Origin of the sequence: Streptomyces sp. RB17 (assembly GCF_009604455.1) — a bacterium.
In the GTDB taxonomy this organism is placed as follows: Bacteria; Actinomycetota; Actinomycetes; order Streptomycetales; family Streptomycetaceae; genus Streptomyces.
The window spans coordinates 237119-263154 of sequence record NZ_WEGL01000004.1 but is presented as its reverse complement, the minus strand read 5'-3'; the positions used below and the strand labels follow the sequence as shown (position 1 = coordinate 263154).

Below are 26036 nucleotides of genomic sequence, written 5' to 3'. Positions count from 1 at the left end.
CCTGTGGAGATCGTTCGTCCACGATTCCACAGCCAGCTGAGCTGGGCGAACGCCCTATGGGCAGGCTCCCTGTGGACGCCGTTCGGGACAACTTCACAGTCCCCAGGATGTGGACGGAAGAAAGTCGGCGAATCTGTGGAGGATGGCCGTAACCAGGCAGGAAATCGAACACCCGATGGCGAGCGGGGAAGCTCCACCGCCGGCGCACAGGCGGGCGTGGCGGCATCTCGCCGGCGTCAGTGAGTGACCTGACCTCCGCGCAGCCACCAGCACCGGTCGCCCGGCCCCGGCACCCGCCGCCGCGGGCAGCGACCATGCCGAAGGGCGCCCCCAGGAGTGGTATCCCGAAGACGCCCTCGACGTCGGCGCAGGCCAGGCGCAGCTGCCGTCAGCCGTTCTTGATCCGGTTCGTCAGCTCGGTCACCTGGTTGTAGATCGACCGCCGCTCGGCCATCAAGGCGCGGATCTTGCGATCGGCATGCATCACGGTCGTATGGTCACGCCCACCGAACTGCGCCCCGATCTTCGGCAGCGACAGATCGGTCAGCTCCCGGCACAGATACATGGCGATCTGCCGCGCGGTGACCAGCGCGCGGCCGCGCGACGTGCCGCACAGGTCCTCCACCGTCAGCCCGAAGTAGTCCGCGGTGGCCGCCATGATGGCGGTCGCCGTGATCTCGGGCGCGGAGTCCTCCCCACCCGGGATCAGGTCCTTCAGCACGATCTCGGTCAGGCCGAGGTCCACCGGCTGCCGGTTGAGCGAGGCGAACGCCGTCACCCGGATCAGCGCACCCTCCAGCTCACGGATGTTCCGCGAGATCCGGGAGGCGATGAACTCCAGCACCTCCGGCGGCGCGTTGAGCTGCTCCTGCACCGCCTTCTTGCGCAGGATCGCGATACGCGTCTCCAGCTCGGGCGGCTGGACGTCGGTGATCAGCCCCCACTCGAAACGGTTCCGCAGCCGGTCCTCGAGCGTGACCAGCTGCTTCGGCGGCCGGTCGGAGGACAGCACGATCTGCTTGTTCGCGTTGTGGAGCGTGTTGAAGGTGTGGAAGAACTCCTCCTGCGTCGACTCCTTGTCCGCGAGGAACTGGATGTCGTCGACGAGCAGGATGTCCATCTCGCGGTAGCGCTTGCGGAAGCTGTCGCCCTTGCCGTCGCGGATGGAGTTGATGAACTCGTTGGTGAACTCCTCCGAGCTCACGTAGCGCACGCGCGTGCCCGGGTACAGGCTGCGCGCGTAGTGCCCGATGGCGTGCAGCAGATGCGTCTTGCCGAGCCCCGACTCTCCATAGATGAACAGGGGGTTGTACGCCTTCGCCGGTGCTTCGGCGACGGCGACCGCAGCCGCGTGCGCGAACCGGTTGGAGGCGCCGATGACGAACGTGTCGAAGAGGTACTTCGGGTTCAGCCGTGCCGTCGGCTCGCCGGGACCGCTCGCCGGCGCGGGCTGCGCGGCCAGCGGTCCGGGGGCGCCGGTCGTGGGCAGGTCCGGTCGGCCGTGCCCGCCGCGGTGCGCGGGGCCGCCGCCCGTCGGCTGCTCGGGCAGCTCACGGCGGACGGGGTCGCGCTGGTCGTATTCGGTGCGGGACGGGTCGTACTCGGGGCGTGCGGAGTCGTAGTCCGGGCGCCCCGAGTCGTAGTCGGCGCGCGGTTTGTCGTAGTTGCCGCGCTGGTCGTACGACGGCCGGTCCCTACCTTGCGAGCGGTAGTCCGAGGACGGCGAGCCGTAGGCGTCCTGGGACGACGGCGACGCGTAGGGGTCGCGCTCGGGGAAGCCGAGCCGCGGCTGCTGCCAGCCGTACTCGTCCTGCGTGGGCCGCGGCCAGGTGCCGGGCTCGCGGCGCTGGTACTCGGAGGGATACGCGGGGCGTACGACGGGGAGTTGGTCCGCGCGGCTGGTGGGCGGCTGGTCGGGGCGGGGCTGCGGCTCGGTCGGCGGCTGGTCGGCGGCGCGGTGACGACCGTAGCCCTCATACGACCGCTCTTCGTACGGCCGCTCCTCGTACGGCCGCTCCTCGTACGACGGGCCGGACGGCAGTTCCGGCTCCTCGTAGCGCGGCTTGGGCGGCTGCTGCACCGGCGCCGCGGGGGCCGGCGGCTCGCCCGCGGAGTCGTCCACGGTGATCGCGATACGGATGGGGCGGCCGCACTCTCGGCTCAGCGTCTCGCTGACGACCGGTGCGAGACGGCCCTCCAGTACGCCCTTCGCGAATTCGTTCGGTACGGCGAGCAGGGCGGTGTCCGCGACCAGCGCGAGCGGCTGGCAGCGCCGGATCCAGTGTTCGTCCTTCGCCTCGACACCCTGTCCGCGGCCCTCTCCGAGGAGCTGCTCCAGTACTCGCGGCCACACTGCGGCAAGATCGGCGGGTACGTCAGCCACAGGGCACGCTCTCTCACAGGTCCCACGAACGTGTGATCGCGGAACGGGTCGGGGGGTACTTCGGGTGTTCGGTGGGTCAAACCCGCCGGGGCGGGGGACAAAAGAACGAATCGGAGTTCAGCCACGGTAGTCAGCGCGGCGGGTGCGGTTCAAGTTGTTGTCCCCAGCCTGTGGATAGTGTCTCTCTGTGACCCCCGGTTTGACCGGATGGCGCCGCCCCGCGTACCGTAACCAGGTCGAGTTGTCGATGGCTGCTGCCGCCTGCCTCCGATGGGCACAGATCACGTCAGGTGATCGGGAAGCGGTGCACTCGGGCGTGACGCGAGCTACTCGTGGGCGCACGGTGACAGCCAAGACGGCACCCCGCCACTACCGATATCTTTCTGGAGCCCCCGAGTGAGCAAGCGCACCTTCCAGCCGAACAACCGTCGTCGCGCGAAGACCCACGGCTTCCGGCTGCGTATGCGCACCCGTGCCGGCCGCGCGATTCTCGCGTCCCGCCGTAGCAAGGGTCGCGCCCGCCTGTCCGCCTGATTCCGATCAGGTCATGACGTCGTGCTGCCCACCGAGAACCGGCTGAGGCGGCGCGAGGACTTCGCGACCGCGGTCCGACGAGGTCGCCGGGCAGGACGCCCGAGCCTCGTCGTCCACCTTCGTAGCGGTGCCACGGACCCGCACGCGCCTGGGGAGAGCGCTCCCCCGACGCGTGCGGGTTTCGTCGTGAGCAAGGCCGTGGGTGGTGCGGTCGTGCGCAACAAAGTGAAGCGCAGACTGCGTCATCTGATGCGTGACCGAGTCGACCTGTTTCCCCCCGGTAGCCTGGTAGTCGTACGAGCGCTGCCCGGAGCGGGCGACGCAGACCACGCACAGCTGGCCCGAGACCTGGATGCCGCCGTTCAGCGGCTGCTGGGAGGGGGCGCGCGATGAAGTACCCGCTGCTGGCTCTGATCAAGCTGTACCAGTGGACGATCAGTCCACTGCTGGGGCCGGTGTGCAAGTACTACCCGTCGTGCTCCCACTACGGCTACACGGCCATCGACCGGCACGGTGCGATCAAGGGAACGGCGCTCACCGCCTGGCGCATCCTCCGGTGCAATCCGTGGTCGCTGGGTGGTGTGGACCACGTTCCGCCGCGCAAGCGCCCGCGGTGGCACGAAATGCTGCGCGACGCCTGGCGCGCACGCAAGGCGGGGCCCTCCGCCGCCGAACCGGCCACCGAAGCGAAGCCTGAGAGTCCTTCTTCCGAGCTTCCTCCGAGCCCGGCCGCAGAGACCTCGTCCCATGCCCAAGGAGCATGATTAGTGGACACGATTGCCAGCCTTTTCAGCTTCATCACGACACCCGTTTCATGGGTCATCGTCCAGTTCCACAAGATGTACGGCGCGCTCTTCGGCGCCGACACCGGGTGGGCCTGGGGCCTGTCCATCGTGTCCCTGGTGATCCTGATCCGCATCTGCCTGATCCCGCTCTTCGTGAAGCAGATCAAGTCGACGCGCGCGATGCAGACGCTCCAGCCGGAGATGAAGAAGATCCAGGAGCGCTACAAGAACGACAAGCAGCGTCAGTCCGAAGAGATGATGAAGCTGTACAAGGAGACGGGCACCAACCCGCTCTCCTCGTGCCTTCCCATCCTGGCGCAGTCCCCGTTCTTCTTCGCTCTGTACCACGTGCTCAACGGCATCGCGTCGGGCAAGACCATCGGCGTCATCAACGACTCGCTGCTGGCCAGCGCGCGTAAGGCGCACATCTTCGGGGCCCCGCTCGCGGCGAAGTTCAAGGACGGCTCCGCCACAGTCCACGCCCTGGGTGCCACGGTCACCGATGTGCGGGTCGTCACCGCGCTCATGATCGTCCTGATGTCGGCGTCGCAGTTCTACACGCAGCGCCAGCTGATGACGAAGAACGTCGACACCACGGTGAAGACGCCGTTCATGCAGCAGCAGAAGATGCTGATGTACGTCTTCCCGCTGATGTTCGCCGTCTTCGGCATCAACTTCCCGGTCGGTGTCCTCGTCTACTGGCTGACCACCAACGTGTGGACCATGGGTCAGCAGATGTACGTCATCCGCAACAACCCGACCCCGGGTTCCAAGGCCCAGGCCGCCTACCTGGAGCGCCTGACCAAGCACGTCACGCACGCCGGCAAGGTCAGCCGTCGCAGCGAGAAGACCATCGTCAAGGCGATCGTCGCCAAGGGCCGTGACCGTAACGAGTTCGAGCGCAAGTTCGTCAACGCGCTGAACAAGGCCGGTCTCGCCGCCCAGGCCGACGGCACCGTGGTGCAGAGCACGGCCCAGGCCGCGGCGCAGACCGCGAACGGTGCGGAGACCACCACGGCGGCCGGTACCGATGCCGGTGCCGGTACAGCGGCCCGGCGCCAGCAGCCCAAGCGCCAGTCCAAGGCCCAGCGTCAGTCCGGCGGGGCCAAGCCGGCGGGTGGGTCGACCTCGCTGGAGAAGTCCGACGAGCCGCAGGACGCCAAGCCCGCCGCTGCCCAGCAGGCCTCGAAGCCCGGCTCCGGCACCCGTAGCAAGGCCCAGTCCGGCCAGCGCAAGGGTGGCCCGCAGCGGCCCAAGTCCCCGTCCAAGAAGTAAGAAGGAGCCCATCCCGTGACGGAAGGCACCACCTCCGCTGCCGAGGGTGCAGACGCCCTGACCCGCCTGGAGCAGGAGGGTGAGATCGCGGCGGACTACCTGGAGGGTCTGCTGGACATCGCCGACCTCGACGGCGACATCGACATGGACGTCGAGGCCGACCGCGCCTCCGTGTCGATCATCAGCGACACCGGCGGCCGCGATCTGCAGAAGCTGGTCGGCCGGGACGGCGAGGTGCTGGAGGCACTGCAGGAGCTGACGCGCCTGGCCGTGCACCGGGAGACCGGTGACCGCAGCCGGCTGATGCTGGACGTCGCGGGTTACCGGGCGAAGAAGCGGGCCGAGCTGTCCGAGATCGGCGCCAAGGCCGCCACCGAGGCGAAGAACACCGGTGAGCCCGTCAGGCTCAAGCCGATGACCCCGTTCGAGCGCAAGGTCGTGCACGATGCGGTCAAGGCCGCGGGGCTGCGCAGCGAGTCCGAGGGCGAGGAGCCGCAGCGCTTCGTCGTCGTGCTGCCCGCCTGATCGGCCCCACGTTTCACCGGCCCCGTCTGTTGAGCAGACGGGGCCGAACTTTGTCAGCCTGGTAGTTCTGGTGGCCGGTGCGCGAAGCGCCGGCGCTGTACGGAAGGACGGTCCCCGTGACGGAGGCAGCGGAGCTTCCCCCCGCGCCCGAGCAGGCGCGGGAAGTGTTTGGTGATCGCTTCGCCGATGCGGTCCGCTACGCGGAGCTGCTCGCCGAGGCGGGCGTGCAGCGTGGCCTGATCGGCCCGCGGGAGGTGCCCCGCCTGTGGGAGCGGCACCTGCTCAACTGCGCGGTGCTCTCCGAGGCCGTCCCCGAGGGAGTGACGGTCTGCGATGTCGGCTCCGGTGCCGGGCTGCCCGGCATCCCGCTGGCCCTGGTCCGGGATGACCTGAACATCACCCTGCTGGAGCCGTTGCTGCGGCGCACCAACTTCCTCACCGAGGTCGTCGAGCTGCTCGGTCTGCATCACGTCACGGTGGTGCGGGGCCGTGCCGAGGAGGTTCTGGGGAAGCTGCCGCCGGTCCATGTGGTGACCGCACGGGCCGTGGCCCCGCTGGACCGACTGGCCGCCTGGGGCATCCCGCTGCTGCGTCCCTACGGCGAGATGCTCGCCCTGAAGGGTGACACCGCCGAGGAGGAGCTGAAGGCCGCGGCCACGGCACTCAGCAAGCTCGGCGCGGTGGAGACGTCGATCCTGCATGTGGGTGAGGGCATCGTGGACCCGATGTCCACCGTGGTGCGGGTCGAGGTCGGGGAGAGCCCGGGCGGTGTGCGATTCGCGGCCAAACGTGCCAAGGCGGCCCGGACGGGCCGTGTCCGCCGTCGCCGTTGAGTACGGGCAGGGGTGGGAGCAGGGGCGTCCCTGATCCGTCCTGACGACGAGACGTACTCCACACAAGCTGCCAAACCTACGCAGGCCGGAGTGTCGCAAAGGTTCGGCAGCCGCCGCTGTGCATCGTGTTTCACGTGAAACGTCGCTCACTGCTCCACGGCATCATCAGTCGAGGCCGGGCTGCGGCCGAACCTCGTGACCGCAAGCCCCTCGGATCCCTGGGAGAGGATCCCGTCTCCCAGAGCACTCCATCCCTGCCACAGGGCATTCCGTCCCTCTCCAGGGTCACGGAGTTGTCCACAGAGGTGGATTTCTCCACAGAACACCAGGCCTCACTGGTTCACGACCCCGAAGACATGGGAGGCTCTGTTCATTGCGAGCCTGAAGTCGAGGAGAGTGAATCCTTGCGGTCCGACGCCAACATCGCGGGACCGATGACCGATCCGGTCCCCGGTCCCCGTACCGAGTCGATGGGGGCGGATGTTTCACGTGAAACACCGCCTCCGATGGACGACACTCCGATCGGTCGTGCGGCCCAACTGGCGGTAGAGGCTTTGGGCCGCGCCGGCGAAGGCCTGCCACGGCCGGAGCAGACCAGAGTCATCGTGGTCGCCAATCAGAAGGGCGGCGTGGGCAAGACGACGACCACCGTCAACCTTGCTGCTTCGCTCGCACTGCATGGTGGCCGGGTCCTGGTGATCGACCTCGACCCGCAGGGCAACGCGTCCACCGCCCTCGGGATCGACCACCACGCCGAAGTCCCTTCCATCTATGACGTGTTGGTGGAGAGCAAGCCTCTCGCCGAGGTCGTCCAGCCGGTCCCCGACGTAGAGGGTCTCTTCTGTGCCCCCGCCACTATCGATCTCGCCGGTGCGGAGATCGAGTTGGTGTCCCTGGTGGCCCGTGAGAGCCGTCTGCAGCGGGCGATCCAGGCCTATGAGCAGCCGCTGGACTACATCCTCATCGACTGCCCGCCCTCGCTTGGCCTGTTGACGGTCAACGCGCTGGTGGCGGGCCAGGAGGTCCTGATCCCGATCCAGTGCGAGTACTACGCACTCGAGGGCCTGGGACAGCTGCTGCGCAACGTCGACCTGGTGCGGGGGCACCTCAACCCCACGCTGCATGTGTCGACCATCCTGCTCACCATGTACGACGGCCGGACGCGTCTCGCCTCCCAGGTCGCGGAAGAGGTGCGCACCCACTTCGGCGACGAGGTGCTGCGAACGAGCATTCCCCGCTCGGTCCGTATCTCCGAGGCGCCGAGTTACGGGCAGACGGTATTGACTTACGATCCTGGATCGAGCGGTGCCCTCTCGTATCTTGAGGCGGCCCGAGAAATCGCGCTGAAGGGCATCGGCATCAGCTATGACGCGAGCCAGGCCCACATCGGCGCCCAGAACGACCCGAGCATGGTGGAGGGGATCCAGTGAGCGAGCGACGGAGGGGGTTGGGCCGTGGTCTTGGCGCACTGATCCCCGCTGCCCCGACGGAGAAGAACCCGGCCCCGGCCGCGCTGGGGGGAGGCGCCTCCGCCTCCCCTGCAGCCGTCCCGGTGCTGACGACAGACCGCGGGGTGGCCGCGGCGAAGGTGGCCACGCTGCCGCCTGTTTCACATGAAACCGAGGAGGCCCCTGCAGGCTCCGGTATGGAGACGCCGGCTCCCCCGATGGGCGCGCATTTCGCGGAGATCCCTCTCGACGCCATCTCGCCCAACCCGCGCCAGCCGCGTGATGTCTTCGACGAGGATGCGCTGCACGAGCTGGTCACCTCCATCAAGGAGGTCGGTCTCCTCCAGCCGGTCGTCGTACGGCAGCTGGGGCCTGCCCGCTATGAGCTCATTATGGGCGAGCGCCGCTGGCGGGCCTGCCGCGAGGCCGGTCTGGAGGCCATCCCGGCGATCGTTCGGGCCACGGAGGACGAGAAGCTCCTCCTGGACGCGCTGCTGGAGAACCTGCACCGCGCGCAGCTGAACCCGCTGGAAGAGGCGGCCGCCTACGACCAGCTGCTGAAGGACTTCAACTGCACGCACGACCAGCTGGCCGACCGGATCGGGCGCTCCCGGCCTCAGGTCTCCAACACGCTGCGTCTGCTGAAGCTGTCCCCGGCCGTCCAGAAGCGGGTGGCTGCCGGTGTCCTCTCCGCAGGGCATGCTCGGGCACTGTTGTCCATCGAGGACTCGGAGGAACAGGACCGGCTGGCTCACCGCATCGTGGCCGAGGGGCTGTCGGTACGAGCCGTCGAGGAGATCGTGACCCTCATGGGCTCGCGACCCCAGAAGCCTCAGCGTCCTAAGGGGCCGCGCGCCGGCTCCCGGCTCTCCCCGGCCCTGAACGAGCTGGCGACCCGTCTGTCGGACCGCTTCGAGACACGGGTGAAGGTCGACCTCGGCCAGAAGAAGGGCAAGATCACCGTCGAGTTCGCCTCGGTGGACGATCTTCAGCGGATCCTGAGCTCGCTCGCTCCGGGCGAAGGTCCAGTGCTGCACCAGGAGCTGCAGAACGAGGCGCAGGACGAAGACGACTGATCGCGGTCCGCCCACTGGGCCGTCTACAAAGCGGGCCGTGTCCGGTGTGTACCGGAACACGGCCCGCTCTTTGCTTTGGGTCGGTATCGAGCGAATCACATCGTGGATACGATGCGAACGGGTATGGCGCATCCACCGGACAGCATCTGCATCTCTGAGTGGGGAGACGGGGGCCATGCGATCGATGAGCCGCAGCGGACTGGTGAGCGCGGGCCTGAGCCTTGGAGCGGTCGGCGGATTCGTCGGCAGCCTGCTCAGGGAACGGAGCGCTCTGACAGCCGCGCGTGATGCGGCGGGCGAAGGAAGCGAGGAACAGCCTTCATGGGGCGTCGGCTGGTGCCGCTCACGCTGGACAACCTTCAGGACCTCCCCCCACGGTGTCGGTCGTGTGTCTTCTGGGAGCTGGACCCCGTCAGCGGTGAAGCGGCGGTAAGGGCAGGGACCTCGGCACTGGAGAAGGAAGCCTGGATCTCCGCCGTCCTGCTGGACTGGGGTTCGTGCGGCCGGGTGGTGTACGTCGACGACGTACCGGTGGGTTTCGTTCTCTACGCCCCTCCGGCCTATGTCCCGCGCTCGACGGCCTTCCCCACGAGTCCCGTCTCGCCGGACGCCGTGCAGCTGATGACGGCGTTCGTCATGCCCGGCTATCAGGGGCAGGGGCTGGGCCGGGTGCTTGTGCAGACGGTCGCCAAGGATCTACTGCGCCGAGGCTTCAAAGCGATCGAGGTCTTCGGTGACGCTCGCTGGAAGGAGCCCGCCTGCCTGCTTCCGGCGGATCATCTCCTGGCCGTCGGCTTCAAGACGGTCCGGCAGCATCCCACGCATCCCCGACTGCGGCTGGAGTTGCGGTCTACGCTCTCCTGGAAGGAAGACGTGGAGATGGCGCTCGACCGGCTTCTCGGAGCGGTCCAGAAGGAACCGGCCCTGAGGCCGCTGTAGCAGCACCGTCGCAGGAGCTGACATCGGCTGGGGGCTGCACGCGAATGGGCCAGCCCGCGGGGGCTGACCCATTCGTGTTTCACGTGAAACATGCACCGTCGCCCGGACGGCACCGCTCGGTTCTCGCCTTACTCGGCGATGAACTCGTCGAGGTCGCGAACGATCGCGGCCTTCGGCTTGGCGCCGACGATGGTCTTGGCGACCTCGCCACCCTGGTAGACGTTCAGGGTGGGGATGGACATGACGCCGTACTTGGCGGCCGTACCCGGGTTCTCGTCGATGTTCAGCTTGACGACCTCGATCTTGTCGCCGTATTCGGCAGCGATCGCCTCCAGAGACGGAGCGATCTGGCGGCACGGCCCGCACCAGGCGGCCCAGAAGTCCACCAGGACGGGCTTGTCGCTCTTGAGGACGTCCTGCTCGAAGGAATCGTCGGTCACATTCTTCAGGCTGCCGGCCACGGCGGGCTCCTTAGTCGATCGTGCGGTGGGGCGGGGGAAGGGGTAGGTCAGACGGCGGCGGACTTCTCGGGCTCCGCCTTGTCCTCGTCCGCGAGGGCGGAGAGGAAGCGCTCGGCGTCCAGAGCGGCGGAGCAGCCGGTGCCGGCCGCGGTGATCGCCTGGCGGTAGGTGTGATCGACCACGTCACCGGCGGCGAAGACACCGGTCACATTGGTGCGGGTGGACGGGGAGGCGACCTTCAGGTAGCCCTCCTCGTCCAGGTCCAGCTGACCCTTGAACAGCTCGGTGCGCGGGTCGTGGCCGATCGCGATGAACAGACCGGTCACGGGCAGCTCGGACAGTTCGCCGGTCTTGACGTTGCGCAGCTTGAGACCGGAGAGCTTCTGCTCGCCCTGGATCTCCGCGACCTCGCTGTCCCAGACGAACTTGATCTTCGGGTCGCCGAAGGCGCGCTCCTGCATCGCCTTCGAGGCGCGCAGCGTGTCCCGGCGGTGGACGATCGTCACGGACTTGGCGAACCGCGAGAGGAAGGTGGCCTCCTCCATGGCGGTGTCACCGCCGCCGATCACAGCGATGTCCTGGTCCTTGAAGAAGAAGCCGTCGCAGGTGGCGCACCAGGAGACACCGCGACCGGACAGGGCGTCCTCGTTCGGCAGGCCCAGCTTGCGGTGCTGGGAACCAGTGGTGACGATGACGGCCTTCGCCTGGTGGACCGTGCCTGCGGTGTCGGTCACGGTCTTGATCTCACCGCTGAGGTCGACGGAGACGATGTCGTCCGGAACGAGCTCGGCGCCGAAGCGCTCGGCCTGCGCCCGCATGTTGTCCATGAGGTCGGGGCCCATGATGCCGTCGCGGAAGCCCGGGAAGTTCTCCACCTCGGTGGTGTTCATGAGCGCGCCACCGGCGGTGACGGCACCCTCGAACACCAGGGGCTTCAGCGACGCGCGCGCGGTGTAGAGCGCCGCCGTGTAGCCTGCGGGCCCGGAGCCGATGATGATCACGTTACGGACGTCGCTCACGGGTTGATTCCTCGTCTCTGGTCTGCGTCAGTCGACCGGTGGGAGACCCTTTCAGGACTCTCACCCCACCCAACGGATCCTACGGGGCGCGCATTCCCGGTGTGCCGGGGCACACGCATGCGTCGGGTGACAGCGGGAGCGGCCCGGCAGACGCACCGGTGGGCGGATTCAGAGACTGGCGGACTCAGAGACGGACCAGGCTCAGGGGAGAGCAGCTCAGGGACGTGCGAAGGAATGCTTCAGAAGAACCGTGCCGACCGAGCCGGGCTGCTGCCGGATGCAGGCCGAGTCGACGATGTAGACCGTGACGCGTGCGCTGTCGTCGGCATCGGGCACCACGACCAGATAGGCGGACTTCCCGGCGTACGTCCCCGTCTTGGCACCCAGGACATCGTCGCCCCGGTGGAGCGCCGCCCGGACGCAGTCGGGGACGGCGATGTTGGTCTGGATCAGGGTGTTCGCGCTCTCGGTCGAGCGGGGGGTGTTCTGCTCGGACTCGAGGCCCGACCGAGGCCGCTGGCCCTGCTGCGAGTTCTTCTTATTGGTGAGCAGATCCTTCACCTGGCTCTGGACACTCGCACCGGCGAAGGGCCCGACGGAAGGCGTCGGCTTTCCGTGGGCGGTGGTGGTGTTGGAGGAGTGATCGCCCAGCGTCTGCAGCACCAGTGCCCCGACCCCCAGGAAGGCTGCGGTCAGGACAGCGCCCAGGGCCACACTCCTCCGGCTCCGGCCTCGCTCGCGCCCCTTGCGTCCCGGACCGGTCGCCGCCTGAGGGCGCCCTGCGGGCCGGTCCGAGGGAAGCGATGTTTCACGTGAAACATGACCCTGGCCGCCCCCGTGTCCCAGCTGGGTCTCCGCAGAGACCTGGACGCTCAGCGGTTCCGCTGCGGAGGAGCTGAGCAGTGCCTCGGCGGCCAACGCAGCATCAATGCGCTCGGCCACGTCGGCCGGCATGCGCTCCGCTCCCGATACGGACCCCAGCAGCCCCCGAATCTCCTCCAGCGACGCACGGACATCCGCGCACAGCTCACAGGTGTCCAGATGGTGTCGCACGTCCGCGCTGCGGTCCGGTGGGAGAAGGCCTTCGGTGAGGTCGGAGATCTCCGCGACGTCCGGGTGCCCGGCCGTGTCTGTCGTCGAAGTCACGCTCGCCCACCTCCGCCCTTCACTACGGCTGAATCGCTCGGTCCCGTGTCCTCGGGTTTCTCGCTCGGAGTCCCCGTTGCCGGTGGGACGGATGTCCCCTCCACCCGGTTCCGTCCCGCGCCGGGTTCTTTACCGCTTCCGGAGCCTTCGGGCCGTAGATGAGTGAGGAGCGGCAGCAGCCGGGCTCTGCCTCGGGCACATCGGCTCTTCACCGTGCCTGTCGGCACATCGAGGATCCGGGCCGCTTCGGCCACGGGATACCCCTGCATGTCCACCAGAACCAGGGCGGCCCGCTGGTCGCGCGGAAGGGTGCCGAGAGCCTCCAGGAGCTGGCGGTGCACATCGTTGCGCTCGGCCGGCGCCGAGGCCGACTCGTGCGGCTCCAGAAGCTGTTCCAGCCGCTCGGTGTCATCGACCGGTGAGGTCTTGCGCGATGCCGCCTTGCGGGCGCGGTCCAGACAGGCGTTCACCGTGATGCGGTGCAGCCACGTTGTGACGGCCGACTGGCCCCGGAAGGTATGGGCGGCCCGGTAGGCCGACACCAGGGCGTCCTGGACCGCGTCGGCGGCCTCCTCGCGGTCCCCCAGTGTCCGCAGCGCAACCGCCCAGAGCCGATCCCGGTGCCGCCGTACGATCTCACCGAAGGCGTCGGGGTCGCCTTCCACATGGCGGGCGAGCAGGTCCGCATCCGTTACCCCGGCGTCGATGTGATCACCCCTCACCCCGCGACCGTGCCGTCACGGACACAGTTTTTGTCCTGCCGGGGAGCGAGTCAAGGTCTCCGATTCACGCCCCGTCAATTGAAGTTGATGGCAAGATCCACTTGATTTTAGGGTCTTCTTGGTTCCGCTTGGTTCATCTGTATGCGGGCTGAGGTGCGAGTTTCTTGCGGGATTATGAGGGCGGTATCTCTCGGTGCCGCAGCAGTATTGGCGAGTGCGCACATTATGACCACGGCCTGAACGGAGGCCCGCTGACCTCCTGACAAAGCGTGGGGGTTCCCTTAACTGAGGGAACCCCCACCCTTTGTGCGTAGCTCAGCTGGTCACCTTGACCTCTGCCATTCTGCCTCGCCAGTGGCCTCCCCCGTCCGAGGGCAGCTTGGTCAGCCATACCAGGAGGTACTGGGTCCTGAGGGACTTGTTGGGCTTGAGTGTCACCGTCGTGCCCGAGCCGCTGGCAGCCTTGGTGTAGGCGTCGAAGGACGTCGGTTCCGACCCCGCATCCGCCCCGGCGGCACGTAGTTCGACGGAGGTCTCTCCCACGAAGCTGACGGTCACCGTTCCGACCTGCTGGACCTTGCCGAGATCGAGAATCATGCCGACGCCCGGCTTCAGATTGCCGAACTCCGGGCTCAGGTAGAAGCTCGTCTCCCAGTTGGTGGCCGGGTTGTTGTCGAAGGCCTTTGTTACGTCCTCGGGGTTTTCGGAGTGGTCGTCGCTGTACGGGTCGAAGTCCCGCGCGCCCTTGATGGGAATGGGGCGGCCGGAAGCAGGCTTCGCGCCGCCCTTGTCACCGTCGTCCGTCTGCTGGCTCTTGTTGGTGTCGTCGGACTTGCCGCCCTGGTCCATCAAAGCGTCCGCCAACTGCCAGCTGCCCAGGCCGAGGGCCGCGATGAGGAGGGCGGAAACCGCCCACTTCAGCACCTTGCCGGTACGGCTCTGCAGCGGGGGCGGCGGGGTGGTGATGGGCTGGGTGGCACCAGGGCGCGGCGCCGGGCGGCCGTACGTGCCCTGCTGATAGGTCGTGCGCTGGTACTCCGGAGGGGCCGTGAACGCCGGCTCCGGCGGCCGGATGCGCGGCATCTCGCCGATCGCCTTCACCAGCTCCTCCGGCGTGGTGCACGGGGCCTCGTGACGGGAGGCGGTGGCTCCGTCGTTGGCGAGTGCGCGCATGGAGAGTTCGGACAGGCCCCGGTGAACACCGGCCCGCACCTGGTCCGGTGCGATGAGGCCGACGCCCTTGGGCAGCCCTGACAGGCCGTAGGCGTCGCTCTCGTACGGCCAGCGCTGGGTCAGCGCCGCGTACAGCAGGGCGCCGATCGCCTCGGTGTCGGCGCGCTGCGGGGTGTCGGTGCTGATGCCGCGCAGCGCGGCGTTCACGGCGAGGCCCCGGATGCGCCACTGGCCGCTCGAGGTACGCAGGACAGCGTTGGGGTTGAGCCGGAGATGGGCGAGGCCCTCACGGTGCGCCGCGGCCATGGCGGAGCCGATCTGGCTGACCATCTGGTAGGCGTCGTGCGGTTCCAGTGGGCCGTTCGTGAGAAGCGTGGTCAGCTCGGTGGCGTCGGGCAGCCATTCGTGCACGACGTAGACGAGGTCGTTCTCCTCGACGGCGTCGAGGACCTGGACGAAACGCGGGTCGCCGAGCAGCGCCGAGGAACGGGCGGCGGCCAGGACGGAACGGGCCCGCACATGCTGTGCGGGCAGGATGTGGACGCCGACGGCACGACGGAGCTTCTCGTCGACCGCACGCCAGCTGCTGAATCCGTCCAGACGGGTGACGCACTCCTCCAGCCGGTAGCGTCTGGCCAGCTTGTGACCGCTGTGCAGTTCGGGCGGCGAGGCCTTCTTTCCGGAACCCTCGGTCCCGCCGCTCCCCTGTGCCTCGTCGCTGTCCGTGTCCCGCTCCGGGTTCTTGGCCACCCCGTCGGCCGTGGACTGGTCCGCCTTGGCGGTCAGCGGCTGCTCACCGCTGTTGTCTGCCACGTCGACGGCAGCCGTGCTCCGTTCCGCCACCGTCGTCCCTGCCTCCCCATCCGTTGCACGCTGTCCGACGCCGAAACCAATTGTGCCCACAGTCCGCCGCTATGCACGACACACGGCGGCGGACGATGGTTGTGCGCCTACCCCCGCCTCAGCGGCCCAGACGCCCGCGGACCATGCCCACGAGCGAGTTGAGTTCCTCGATGCGCATCCGGCGGGCGGCGACGAAGAAGATGCCGAGCAGAACGGCCCCGCCGGCGATCAGCGCCGCGAAGGAGCCGATGACGCCCTGACCGAGGGTGTGCCCGATGCCGTAGCAGGCCGCGCCGCTGAGCAGGGCCGCCGGTACCGAGGCGATGCACAGGCGCGCGTACGTCCGCATCACCCGAACGCCGTCCAGGTCACCGCCGAGCCGCTTGCGCAGCCGTCGCCAGGCGACGCCCACACCGATCGCGTAGGCCAGGCCGTACGCGGCCGCCATGCCGGCCACCGCCCAGCGGGCCGGCAGCAGAAAGAAGCAGAGCGCCGAGGCGCCCGCGTTGACCGCGGCGACGATGACGGTGTTGTAGAAGGGGGTGCGAGTGTCTTCGTACGCGTAGAAGGCGCGCAGGACGACGTACTGCACCGAGTACGGGACCAGGCCGAGACCGAAGGCCATCAGCATGTAGCCCATGTTGGTGGCCTCGCCGATGCCCGAGGAGCCGAAGATCAGCGTGCACATCGGGATGCCCAGCGACAGGAAGCCGAAGGCGATCGGCACGATGGCGACCGCTGTGGTCCGCAGGCCTTGGGAGATGTCGTCGCGGACCGCGCCGCCGTCGCCCTCGGCGGCCGAGCGCGAGATGCGCGGCAGCAGGGCGGCCATGAGGGACACCGTGATGATGGCCTGCGGCAGGCCCCAGATCAGCTGGGCGTTGGCGTAGGCGGCGAAGCCGGTGCCCGCGACGCCGGATTCCTTGCCTGCCGTTGTGGACAGCTGGGTGACGATCATGGCGCCGGCCTGGTTGGCCAGGACGAACAGGACCGTCCATTTGGCGAGCATCGCGGCCTTGCCCAGGCCGTGGCCGCGCCAGTCGAACCGCGGCCGGATCCGGAAGCCCGTCTCACGCAGGTACGGGATCATCGCCAGCGCCTGGACGACCAGACCGAGCAGCACACCGATGCCGAGCAGGCGCTGGCCCTCGGGCGGGATGTTCGTGACCTTCATGTGGGAGTTCGCGGCGGTGCCGTAGACCCAGATGAACATGCCGAGCGTCACGATGATGACGATGTTGTTCAGGACCGGCGTCCACATCATCGCGCCGAACTTCCCGCGGGCGTTGAGGATCTGACCCATCACCACATGGACGCCCATGAAGAAGATCGAGGGCAGGAAGTAGCGGGTGAAAGTGACCGCCACGTCGTTGGCCGCGGGGTTGGAGGCGACCGAGTTGGACAGCAGGCGCACCAGCAGCGGCGCCCCGAACATCGCGAGAGCGGTCAGCGCGGCCAGGGCCACCATCACCAGGGTCAGCAGGCGGTTGGCGAAGGCCTCGCCGCCGTCGTCGTCCTCCTTCATCGCCCGCACCAGCTGCGGCACGAAGACCGAGTTGAGACCACCGCCGACGGTGAGGATGTAGATCATCGTCGGCAGCTGGTAGGCGACCTGGAAGGAGTCGCCGAGGAAGCCGAGGCCGAGCGCCGAGACGATCAGCGCCGAGCGGACGAAGCCGGTGAGGCGGGAGACCATCGTGCCCGCCGCCATCACGGCGCTGGACTTCAGCAGCCCGCCGGCCTTGCCGCCCTTCTTCGCGGGTGCGGCGGGCGCTGTGGGAGCCGCCGCCGGCTCGGGCTCCGCCTCCCGGTACGGACCGGCGGGATCCGGCGCGGCGGCCGGGGCGGGCACGGGCGGCTGCGCCGGGTTCCCCGGGGCGGCCGGGTAGGCGGCAGCGGTGTACGGGTTGCCCTGCTGGGGGCCCTGGCCGGGTGCCGCCGGGAACTGGCCGGCGGGACCGTACGCGGTGCCCGCAGGGGCGGTCGGCTGGGAGTAGCCAGGCGGATCCATGGGCCCCTGCCCGCCGCCCTGCTGCTGGTCCTTGAAGAGATGCGCGAAGGCGTCCGGCTCGTGGTACTCCTCGCCCGAGTGCGTGACCAGATCGTCCACGCCCACGTACTGGGTCGTGCGCGGATCGTCGCCGTACGGCAGGTGCGGGGCCTTACCGTCCGGCTCCGGCGCGGGCGTCTGCGCCCAGACCTGCGGGTCGGGCGCGTACGGCGACTGGGCGGGCTGTCCATAGAGCGGCTGCTGTCCGTAGCCGCCCTGAGGGGGCGGCGGGTGCGCGGCGCGGTCGTAGAGCGCCTCGGCGACCGGGTCCTGGGCGGCGAGGTCGTGCCCCCGGTAGGGGTCCTGGTCGTAGGCGTCCTGGAGGTACATGTCCGCCTGCTGCGGCGGTACCTGGCCGGGCTCCGGCGTCTCGGGGTAGCCCGAGCCGGCCGCGCCCTGGCCGCGATCACCGTCGTACGGCGCGTTCATGCTTACCCCACCTCATCGTCCCTGGCCCAGCGGCCACGACATCGCTCAACGGTCCACTCTCTCACCCGTCCCGGACGGGTCGGGGCTTTCCGGTGCGGTGTCCGGCGCGGGGTCACTCGGGTGCTCCGGGTCGTCTGCCCCGGTCGGAGAGCCGGAATCCTCCGGTTCCTCCGGGAGACGGTCTGCGGGGGTGTCGGGGTTCCCGGGCTCCTCGGCTGCCTGCTCCTCCGCGTCGGGGCCGTTCTCCTCCTCCTGGCGGGCGGAGGCGCGCTTGCGCTGGGTGTACATCCGGAAACCGGCGAGGACGAGGAGGAGCACACCGCCGCCGATGACCAGCATGACAGTGGGCGTGATCTCGGTGACCTTCACATCGAAGCTGACCGGGTCGCCGTATTTCTGGCCGTCCTCGGTGTACAGCTGGGCGATCACCGTGACCCGGCCGTTGGCGTTGGCCGACGTGGTGAACTTCACGGACTGACTGTGTCCGCCGGAGATCTCCACCGGCTGCTCGAAGTAGGGCTTGCCGCCGATCTTCAGACGGGTCGGCATGGTCGAGGTGAGGCGCAGGACCAGATGGCCGACCGGCTGGACGAGGTTGTTCTGGACGGTCACCGGGATGGTGGCGCTGCGCCCGGAGAGCTTGGTCTCCGACTTGTCGATCAGCTTGACCTGGTCGGCGAGCTCGTCCAGCCACTGCTCCACGCCGTCCCGGTAGCTCTCGGCCGCACCGCTCCTGCCGCTCCACGACGTGGACATCTCACGGTTTATGGCCCGCCCGAACGGCGTGACGACGCGGGACTGGTCGGAGAGGATCACCTGGAAGCTGTCGAGCTTGTCCTGGGTGCGCGCGATCTGCTCGAAGGCCGTTCGCGGCAGTTCCTGCGAGCGCAGCGAGGAGGGGTAGGCGGAACCCGACGGGATACGCGTGGTGGCGTTCGGGTCCGGCTTGTCCTTGGCCGCTGCGGAGAGGTCCTGGGACTGGGACCAGTTCCCGCCTTGGACCGCCTTCAGCGCCGCCGCCATCGCCTGTGCCTGGCTCGCAGTGGGCATGCGCTGCGGGGCGACCACGATGCTGCGCTGCTTGTCGGTCTGCGCGTTCACCTCGAGGCTCTGCGCCAGGAACTCCTGCACGGCGAGCGTGGCCGAGTCCGCCTTCGTCAGGTCACCCTCGAAGGCCGTGGACAGCCGGGCGTCGGAGACCACCGCCGTGGTGCCGCCGCCGACCGGTCGGGCGGCGGAGGGCGTGTACGGCAGCCCGGCGGTCTCCTGGAGGCTGTCGCTGCGGGCGATCACGCGGTCGGCCCCGGCGGAGGTCGCGACCTTCATGATCGCCGGGTCCACGGCGCCCTCCACCGGCCAGGCGAAGTCGGTGCTCGGCGTGACGTGGAGCACGGTCTTGACGGTGGTGGCGGCGACGTCGGTGGCGTCCTTGAGATGGCTGAGCGAGCCGGTGACGCTGGTGCCGTTGTGCGCGAGAGATGCCAGGTCCGGGTCGGCGAAGGGCAGCGCGACGACCTCCTTGCCGGTCACCGCCTTCTGCAGGTTCGCCAGCCACTGCTTGGCGAGCGCCTGGTGCTCCTTCGGGCCCGGCGTGGTGGTGCCCCCGCCTCCCGGCAGCCGGTAGTTACCGGTCGCCATCGCGTCCACCGAGGCCAGCAGGTCCGGGTCGATCACCCAGGTGACGTCCAGGTCCTTGCCCAGGTCCACCATCTGGGCCAGTCGGCCGCCCGGCGCGAGTTCCTTGGCCAGGTCGTCGTTGCGGAACACCGGCGTCTGGAGCTCGCCGGCGCCCGTCTTGGCCGTCATGTGGACCGTGGAGATCAACGGCCACAGGTACGTCGTCTTCGTCTTGGTGTCGGCCTCGGACGGCTGCCACGGCAGGAACGTCCGCTGGATGCCGAGCATCTGGTCCCAGGGCTGGGCGGCGGTCTGGCCGGAGAGGGAGACACCGAACGCGTAGACGCCGTCGTTGCCGAGGTCGAGCTTGTCCACGGGGACGGAGATGCTGAAGTGCTCCGCGACGCCCGGAGACAGCTTCGCGAACTTCTCCTCGTACGAGCCGCCGACCTCGGAGCCGGTTTCGCCCACCAGGTCGTCGGAGTGCTGGACGACGGAGTCGATCCCCGAGCGGGTGGTCAGCATGGGGCCCACCCGCAGGTCCACGTGCGCGCCGGTGACCGTCTGCTTGCCGTTGTTGGTCACGGTGCCGGACACGGTCAGCGTGTCGCCGTCCGTGGGGGCGCTGGGGGTCAGCGAGTCCAGGGAGACGGACACCGTGCCCGAGGAGGCGGCCTGGGCGGGCGCCGCGGCGGGCAACTGGAGCAGCCCGGCCAGCAGCGGCGCACCAGCGAGCAGCGCGCCGGCGCGTCGCAGCCACCGGCGGGCAGGTGAGGCACCAATCCCCTGGAATTCAGCCGCCTCGGCCACGCGCTCGCCCGTCCCTCGTCGTCAGTGGTCGTCGGAATGTGCGTCCACGCATGGTAACGATGCGCGCTGAGGGGAAGTGCCGCGGTCTACGTCACAAGATCGAAGAACACCGGCGTCCCGTCCTCTATATCCAGTATCGAGTGGAGAGCTTCCGTACGCCGCGAGGGCAGTGCTTACGGGGGGTATGAAGGGAGCTGTCCAGGGCCGGTGCCGGCGGGCCGCCCCTCGGCCAAATGGAGGGCGCCCCTGGTCGCCGGGGCACGTACCCTGTTCTGTTGTGCCGAACCCCAACGAAGACACTCCCTCCGCCCTGAGTCAGGCGCAGCACCGCGCGGTCGCCGAGCTGCTGCGGGTGGCCCCCGTCGCCGACGATCTTGCCCGTCGATTCCAGGAGGCAGGATTCTCCCTTGCCCTGGTCGGCGGGTCGGTGCGGGATGCGCTGCTCGGCCGGCTCGGCAACGACCTGGACTTCACGACCGACGCCCGCCCCGAGGACGTACTGAAGATCGTCCGTCCCTGGGCGGACGCCGTCTGGGAGGTCGGCATCGCCTTCGGCACCGTCGGCGCGCAGAAGGCTGCCCGTGTCGGAGGCACTGACTGGCAGTTCCAGATCGAGATCACCACCTACCGGTCGGAGGCCTACGACCGCACCTCGCGCAAGCCCGAGGTGTCGTACGGCGACTCCATCGAGGAGGATCTTGTCCGCCGGGACTTCACGGTCAACGCGATGGCCGTGGCGCTGCCGGAGAAGGAGTTCATCGACCCGCACGGTGGCCTGGAGGATCTCGCGGCGCGCGTGCTGCGGACGCCGGGCACGCCCGAGGAGTCCTTTTCGGACGACCCGCTGCGGATGATGCGGGCCGCCCGGTTCGCCGCCCAGCTGGACTTCGTGGTCGCCCCCGAGGTCGTCACCGCGATGACGGAGATGGCCGGACGTATCGAGATCGTCTCGGCCGAGCGGGTCCGGGACGAACTGAACAAGCTGATCCTTTCCGCGCACCCGCGCGAGGGGCTGGCCCTGCTCGTCGAGACCGGACTCGCCGACCATGTGCTGCCCGAGCTGCCGGCGCTGCGCCTGGAGCGGGACGAGCACCACCGGCACAAGGACGTCTACGACCACACACTGATCGTCCTGGAGCAGGCGATCGCGCTGGAGCAGGAGGGCCCCGACCTCACGCTGCGGCTGGCCGCGCTGCTGCATGACATCGGCAAGCCGCGCACGCGTCGCTTCGAGAAGGACGGCCGGGTCTCGTTCCACCACCACGAGGTGGTCGGCGCCAAGATGACCAAGAAGCGCATGACCGCCTTGAAGTACTCCAACGAGCTGGTGAAGGACGTCTCACGGCTGGTCGAACTGCATCTGCGCTTCCACGGCTACGGCACCGGGGAGTGGACGGACTCGGCGGTGCGTCGCTATGTCCGTGACGCGGGCCCGCTGCTGGATCGCCTGCACAAGCTGACCCGCTCGGACTGCACCACCCGCAACAAGCGCAAGGCGGCCGCGCTGTCCCGGGCCTACGACGGCCTGGAACAGCGCATTGCCCAGCTGCAGGAGCAGGAGGAGCTGGACGCCATCCGCCCGGACCTCGACGGCAACCAGATCATGGAGATCCTGGGGGTCCGCCCGGGACCCGTCGTCGGCAAGGCGTACAAACACATGCTGGAGCTGCGTCTGGAGAACGGGCCGATGGAGCATGACGCGGCGGTGAAGGCTCTTCAGGACTGGTGGGCCGAGCAGAGCTGATCTCTGCTGGGCGGGTTCGCCGATGTTTCACGTGAAACACCGGCCCGGACCGAGCGCACCGGAGGGGGTGATGTTTCACGTGAAACATCACCCCCTCCGCATACTCAAGCGCTACTTGTTGTCTCCCAGGCAGAGGACGAACGAGTCGCTGTCTTCTTTCCACTCGATGGCCGCGGTCGTTCCCTTGACCGACTGGCACGCGAGCTGGGCGATGCTGGTGCTGCCGTCCTTCTTGAGCACCTTGTAGTCCGCCTTCGCGTCGCCGCAGTCCAGTTGCTCGATCTTCGGGTCGCTGTCGGATCCCTTGTTCGTCAGGCAGTCACCGACAGCCAACTTCTTGGTGTCGTCAGGGCGGTTGAAGTACCAGCCGCCGGCTATGACGATGAGGCCGACGACGACACCGGCTATGCGCAGGTACTGCCGGACGCTGCGCTTCGGCCGCTGAGGAGGCACCGGCGCATACGCTGGGGTGCCCTGCTGGGGAAACCCGGGCTGGCCCGGCTGCTGCGGGTAACCGCCCTGCGGAGGGTACGGAGCCGTCGGATGGCCGTACGCCTGCTGGCCCTGTGCAAATGGGTTCTGGCCCTGGGGCGGCGGAGTCGTCACTTGGGGGTCCCCCTAGGAGAGTTGGTGAGCAGCGCACATAAGCGGCGCGTAAGACGCACGTAAATTACCGGGCTCTCCTGGCACTCCTGTAGCTCAGGGGGACTCTGTGGCTTTGATGTGACACTCACCGGCGTGCAAAGCGGGCCATAGCCCCAGCAACTGCGCCGTAGATGATGGCGACGGAGACGACCAGCGTCGCCGAGCGCCCGTCCGGCGGCAGCATCAAGGCCGCCACTCCGGCCGCCCCGACGAAGGCCACGTTGAACAGCACGTCGTACACGGAGAAGATCCGGCCGCGGAAGCCGTCGTCGACGGTGGCCTGGACGATCGTGTCCGTGGAGATCTTTGCTCCCTGGGTGATCAGCCCCAGGACGAAGGCCGCGACCAAGAGGGGCCCGGTGGCGAACGGGAGGCCGAGGGCGGGCTCCAGCACGGCGGCGGCGCCGGAGCACACCACGATCCAGCGCCCCGGGCCGAGGCGTCCCGCCGCCCACGGCGTCACCGCGGCCGCCGCGAAGAATCCCGCACCCGACAGTGCCAGCGCGAGGCCGAGCAGCCGGAGCCCGCCTTCGGGGCTCGCGGAGAGGGCGTACCGGCACAGCATCAGCAGAAGGACCAGGAGCGCGCCGTAGCAGAAACGCATCAGTGTCATCGCGGCCAGCGCCCACGCCGCTTCCCTGCGTCGCGGTGCAGCGAGATGACGGACGGCTGCCGTGAGCTCGCGTGCCGTCTCGGTGAGGGCGGTGGCCATGCGCGGCCGTGTCGGCTGCCGGTCGGGACCGAGGAGCGCAGGAGGCATGGTCAGGGATGTCAGAGCGGCGCACAGATAGAGGAAGGCGCCGAGGAGTACCACCGCGGCGTCGGAGCCGGACGCCACGAGCCGTACGGCGAAGGCGAGACCGCCGCCCGCGGTCGCGGCGAGTGTTCCGGCCGTCGGGGACAGGGAGTTGGCGAGCACCAGACGCTCGGGGTCCACCACACGCGGCAGGCAGGCGGACAGCCCGGCGAGGACGAAACGGTTGACGGCCGTGACGCACAGCGCCGAGACGTAGAAGAGCCAGCTCGGGACCTGGCTGACCATCAGCACGGCGGTGACCGCGGCCAGCAGAGCACGCAGCAGATTGCCGTGGACGAAGACCTGCCGCCGTCGCCAGCGGTCCAGCAGCACGCCCGCGAACGGGCCGACCAGCGAATAGGGGAGCAGCAGGACCGCCATCGCCGAGGCGACGGCGGTGGCCGAGGTCTGTTTCTCCGGGGAGAACACGACGTACGCGGCGAGCGCGACCTGGTAGACGCCGTCGGCGCCCTGGGACAGGAGGCGGATGGAGAGCAGGCGTCGGAAGTACCGCAGACGCAACAGGACGCGCAGGTCACGGACGACGGGCATGGGGCACAGCCTCACACATGCGGAAGGTCCCCGGGTCAGGGAACCCGGGGACCTTCACAGCCCTGGCAGGAGCGTTCTCGTGCGAGCGATCGCCATCAGGCGTCGTGGCGCGCAGTGCCTCGGCGAACTGGCGCGCCACGCCTTGTCGAACTGGCGCGCCACGCCTTGCCGAGCTAGCGCGCCAGGCCTTGTCGAGCTAGCGCTCGACGTCGCCGCGGATGAACTTCTCGACGTTCTCGCGGGCCTCGTCGTCGAAGTACTGCACCGGCGGGGACTTCATGAAGTAGGAGGACGCCGACAGGATCGGGCCGCCGATGCCGCGGTCCTTGGCGATCTTCGCGGCGCGCAGGGCGTCGATGATGACACCCGCGGAGTTCGGGGAGTCCCAGACCTCGAGCTTGTACTCCAGGTTCAGCGGGACGTCACCGAAGGCGCGGCCCTCGAGGCGCACGTAGGCCCACTTGCGGTCGTCCAGCCAGGCGACGTAGTCGGACGGGCCGATGTGGACGTTCTTCTCGCCGAGGTCCCGGTCGGGGATCTGGGAGGTGACGGCCTGCGTCTTGGAGATCTTCTTGGACTCCAGGCGCTCGCGCTCGAGCATGTTCTTGAAGTCCATGTTGCCGCCGACGTTCAGCTGCATCGTGCGGTCGAGGATGACACCGCGGTCCTCGAACAGCTTCGCCATGACGCGGTGCGTGATGGTGGCGCCGACCTGGGACTTGATGTCGTCACCGACGATCGGGACGCCCGCCGCGGTGAACTTGTCCGCCCACTCCTTGGTGCCGGCGATGAAGACCGGGAGGGCGTTGACGAAGGCGACCTTGGCGTCGATGGCGCACTGGGCGTAGAACTTCGCCGCGTCCTCGGAGCCGACCGGCAGGTAGCAGACCAGGACGTCGACCTGCTTGTCCTTCAGGATCTGGACGACGTCGACCGGCTCGGCGTCGGACTCCTCAATCGTCTGGCGGTAGTACTTGCCGAGGCCGTCGAGGGTGTGGCCGCGCTGCACGGTGACACCGGTGCTGGGCACGTCGCAGATCTTGATCGTGTTGTTCTCGGAGGCGCCGATCGCGTCCGCGAGGTCGAGGCCGACCTTCTTGGCGTCGACGTCGAACGCGGCGACGAACTCGACGTCGCGCACGTGGTAGTCACCGAACTGCACGTGCATCAGGCCGGGGACCTTCGACGCCGGGTCGGCGTCCTTGTAGTACTCGACTCCCTGCACCAGCGACGCGGCGCAGTTGCCCACGCCGACGATGGCTACGCGAACCGAACCCATTCCGGTTGCTCCCTGTGTGTACGAGTGAGGCCCTGAGTGGGTCTCACGTGGCGGTGTCGCCGGGCGGATCCGTCCGGGGGGTGTCCCCGCGACGGGGCAGGCCGCCCGTCGATCCAGTGGTGGTGTCCTGCTGAGCGGACCCCCCGGACGCGGAACCCTTCAGATCCCGCCCGGCCCGCTCGCTCTCGATGAGCTCGTTCAGCCAGCGCACTTCGCGCTCCACGGACTCCATTCCGTGGCGCTGGAGCTCGAGTGTGTAGTCGTCGAGGCGCTCCCGCGTGCGCGCCAGGGAGGCCCGCATCTTCTCCAGGCGCTCCTCGAGGCGGCTGCGCCGGCCCTCCAGCACGCGCATACGCACATCGCGCGACGTCTGCCCGAAAAAGGCGAAGCGTGCGGCGAAGTGCTCGTCCTCGTACGCGTCGGGGCCGGTCTGCGAGAGCAGCTGCTCGAAGTGCTCCTTACCATCTGCCGTCAATCGATACACGATCTTCGCTCGGCGTCCGGCGAGCGGAGCGGGGTCCTCATGGGTGCTGCCCGGTTCCTCGATCAACCAGCCGTTGGCGACCAGCGTCTTCAGGCAGGGATACAGCGTTCCGTAGCTGAACGCCCGGAACACACCCAGGGACGTGTTGAGTCGTTTGCGCAGCTCATAGCCGTGCATCGGGGACTCGCGCAGCAGGCCGAGCACGGCGAACTCGAGGATGCCGGAACGTCGGCTCATCGTCGCCTCCTCTCGGTCCCGCTGATCGCTCATGCGGGTCTCGCAGTGCCTCTCAGCGTCTTTATCTCGCGCTGATGTATCGACTCGATACATCACGACGATAGAACGACCGTCCGCGGGCGACAAGAGGGACGGTGGTGAACGGGATCACATCACCGATTCACACGGTGCGGGTTGCCTGTTTTGGGGTGAACTTCGGGCTCGGCGGGTTTTGGCGGTGCGTAGTCTGTG

The 26036-nt window shown here is 68.6% G+C and carries 22 protein-coding genes; 10 read left to right on the top strand and 12 right to left on the bottom strand.

Annotated features, from left to right (window positions below; translation table 11 throughout):
* Positions 1-388: 388 nt before the first annotated feature.
* Positions 389-2383 (bottom strand): chromosomal replication initiator protein DnaA, encoded by a 1995-nt coding sequence (gene dnaA / locus SRB17_RS19125; protein WP_323375923.1) that lies wholly within the window; start codon positions 2381-2383, stop codon positions 389-391.
* Positions 2384-2779: 396 nt separating this feature from the next.
* Between dnaA and rpmH the strand changes: the two genes are divergently transcribed.
* From rpmH to SRB17_RS19080, 9 genes are all read left to right on the top strand, one after another.
* The gene (gene rpmH / locus SRB17_RS19120; RefSeq protein ID WP_003956500.1) at positions 2780-2917 is read left to right on the top strand and encodes a 50S ribosomal protein L34; all 138 of its coding nucleotides are present in this window, start codon (positions 2780-2782) and stop codon (positions 2915-2917) included.
* Positions 2918-2938: 21 nt separating this feature from the next.
* Entirely contained in the window at positions 2939-3310 is a 372-nt protein-coding gene (gene rnpA / locus SRB17_RS19115; protein ID WP_323375921.1) for a ribonuclease P protein component, read from the top strand.
* Positions 3307-3681 carry a membrane protein insertion efficiency factor YidD gene (yidD, locus tag SRB17_RS19110; RefSeq protein WP_153540285.1) on the top strand — a complete coding sequence of 125 codons (375 nt, stop codon included), beginning with the start codon at positions 3307-3309 and terminating at the stop codon, positions 3679-3681. Before rnpA ends, yidD begins: the two co-directional genes overlap by 4 nt.
* A 3-nt stretch (positions 3682-3684) precedes the next feature.
* The gene (yidC, locus tag SRB17_RS19105) at positions 3685-4977 is read left to right on the top strand and encodes a membrane protein insertase YidC (protein WP_323375919.1); all 1293 of its coding nucleotides are present in this window, start codon (positions 3685-3687) and stop codon (positions 4975-4977) included.
* 15 nt (positions 4978-4992) lie between these two features.
* Positions 4993-5502, top strand: a complete 510-nt coding sequence (locus SRB17_RS19100; protein WP_323375918.1) for a protein jag — start codon at positions 4993-4995, stop codon at positions 5500-5502.
* Between the two features lie 116 nt (positions 5503-5618).
* Positions 5619-6335 carry a 16S rRNA (guanine(527)-N(7))-methyltransferase RsmG gene (gene rsmG / locus SRB17_RS19095; RefSeq protein WP_323375917.1) on the top strand — a complete coding sequence of 239 codons (717 nt, stop codon included), beginning with the start codon at positions 5619-5621 and terminating at the stop codon, positions 6333-6335.
* A gap of 356 nt (positions 6336-6691) precedes the next feature.
* Complete coding sequence (locus SRB17_RS19090) at positions 6692-7765, top strand: ParA family protein (RefSeq protein ID WP_079071013.1); 1074 nt, start codon at positions 6692-6694, stop codon at positions 7763-7765.
* Complete coding sequence (locus tag SRB17_RS19085) at positions 7762-8859, top strand: ParB/RepB/Spo0J family partition protein (protein WP_323375915.1); 1098 nt, start codon at positions 7762-7764, stop codon at positions 8857-8859. Before SRB17_RS19090 ends, SRB17_RS19085 begins: the two co-directional genes overlap by 4 nt.
* Before the next feature lie 321 nt (positions 8860-9180).
* The gene (locus SRB17_RS19080) at positions 9181-9798 is read left to right on the top strand and encodes a GNAT family N-acetyltransferase (protein ID WP_153540281.1); all 618 of its coding nucleotides are present in this window, start codon (positions 9181-9183) and stop codon (positions 9796-9798) included.
* A 128-nt stretch (positions 9799-9926) separates the two neighbouring features.
* Here the strand turns inward: SRB17_RS19080 and trxA are convergent, their stop codons facing one another.
* From trxA to SRB17_RS19045, 7 genes are all read right to left on the bottom strand, one after another.
* The gene (gene trxA / locus SRB17_RS19075) at positions 9927-10259 is read right to left on the bottom strand and encodes a thioredoxin (RefSeq protein ID WP_323375914.1); all 333 of its coding nucleotides are present in this window, start codon (positions 10257-10259) and stop codon (positions 9927-9929) included.
* A gap of 47 nt (positions 10260-10306) precedes the next feature.
* Entirely contained in the window at positions 10307-11278 is a 972-nt protein-coding gene (trxB, locus tag SRB17_RS19070; protein WP_031164347.1) for a thioredoxin-disulfide reductase, read from the bottom strand.
* Positions 11279-11494: 216 nt separating this feature from the next.
* Positions 11495-12424, bottom strand: coding sequence for a hypothetical protein (locus SRB17_RS19065; RefSeq protein WP_323375912.1), 930 nt, complete (start codon positions 12422-12424; stop codon positions 11495-11497).
* Positions 12421-13146, bottom strand: coding sequence for an RNA polymerase sigma factor SigM (sigM, locus tag SRB17_RS19060; protein WP_323375911.1), 726 nt, complete (start codon positions 13144-13146; stop codon positions 12421-12423). The genes SRB17_RS19065 and sigM overlap by 4 nt, the downstream gene beginning before the upstream one ends.
* Positions 13147-13461: 315 nt before the next feature.
* Complete coding sequence (locus SRB17_RS19055) at positions 13462-15162, bottom strand: protein kinase family protein (protein WP_323375910.1); 1701 nt, start codon at positions 15160-15162, stop codon at positions 13462-13464.
* Between the two features lie 118 nt (positions 15163-15280).
* The gene (murJ, locus tag SRB17_RS19050; RefSeq protein WP_153540277.1) at positions 15281-17641 is read right to left on the bottom strand and encodes a murein biosynthesis integral membrane protein MurJ; all 2361 of its coding nucleotides are present in this window, start codon (positions 17639-17641) and stop codon (positions 15281-15283) included.
* Positions 17642-17686: 45 nt separating this feature from the next.
* Positions 17687-20068, bottom strand: a complete 2382-nt coding sequence (locus tag SRB17_RS19045; protein WP_323375908.1) for a DUF6049 family protein — start codon at positions 20066-20068, stop codon at positions 17687-17689.
* A 277-nt stretch (positions 20069-20345) separates the two neighbouring features.
* Here SRB17_RS19045 and SRB17_RS19040 point away from each other — a divergent pair, with 277 nt between their 5' ends.
* Positions 20346-21812, top strand: a complete 1467-nt coding sequence (locus SRB17_RS19040; RefSeq protein WP_323375906.1) for a CCA tRNA nucleotidyltransferase — start codon at positions 20346-20348, stop codon at positions 21810-21812.
* A 111-nt stretch (positions 21813-21923) separates the two neighbouring features.
* Here the strand turns inward: SRB17_RS19040 and SRB17_RS19035 are convergent, their stop codons facing one another.
* The 4 genes from SRB17_RS19035 to SRB17_RS19020 form a co-directional block, all read right to left on the bottom strand.
* Positions 21924-22265: a hypothetical protein gene (locus SRB17_RS19035; RefSeq protein ID WP_194294057.1), complete on the bottom strand. Its 342-nt coding sequence runs from the start codon at positions 22263-22265 to the stop codon at positions 21924-21926.
* A gap of 277 nt (positions 22266-22542) precedes the next feature.
* A complete protein-coding gene (locus tag SRB17_RS19030; RefSeq protein WP_153540275.1) occupies positions 22543-23805 on the bottom strand; it encodes an MFS transporter in 1263 nt (420 codons plus the stop codon).
* 196 nt (positions 23806-24001) lie between these two features.
* Entirely contained in the window at positions 24002-25084 is a 1083-nt protein-coding gene (locus SRB17_RS19025; protein ID WP_153540273.1) for an inositol-3-phosphate synthase, read from the bottom strand.
* 43 nt (positions 25085-25127) lie between these two features.
* Entirely contained in the window at positions 25128-25805 is a 678-nt protein-coding gene (locus SRB17_RS19020) for a PadR family transcriptional regulator (RefSeq protein WP_153540270.1), read from the bottom strand.
* Positions 25806-26036 lie beyond the last annotated feature (231 nt).

What these genes read in the sequence shown, in the direction of transcription:
- yidD (WP_153540285.1), top strand. Translation starts at nt 3,307, where the DNA reads ATGAAGTACCCGCTGCTGGCTCTGATCAAGCTGTACCAGTGGACGATC.
- SRB17_RS19090 (WP_079071013.1), top strand. Translation starts at nt 6,692, where the DNA reads ATGGGAGGCTCTGTTCATTGCGAGCCTGAAGTCGAGGAGAGTGAATCC.
- SRB17_RS19080 (WP_153540281.1), top strand. Translation starts at nt 9,181, where the DNA reads ATGGGGCGTCGGCTGGTGCCGCTCACGCTGGACAACCTTCAGGACCTC.
- murJ (WP_153540277.1), bottom strand. Translation starts at nt 17,641, where the DNA reads ATGAACGCGCCGTACGACGGTGATCGCGGCCAGGGCGCGGCCGGCTCG.
- SRB17_RS19030 (WP_153540275.1), bottom strand. Translation starts at nt 23,805, where the DNA reads ATGCCCGTCGTCCGTGACCTGCGCGTCCTGTTGCGTCTGCGGTACTTC.
- SRB17_RS19025 (WP_153540273.1), bottom strand. Translation starts at nt 25,084, where the DNA reads ATGGGTTCGGTTCGCGTAGCCATCGTCGGCGTGGGCAACTGCGCCGCG.
- SRB17_RS19020 (WP_153540270.1), bottom strand. Translation starts at nt 25,805, where the DNA reads ATGAGCCGACGTTCCGGCATCCTCGAGTTCGCCGTGCTCGGCCTGCTG.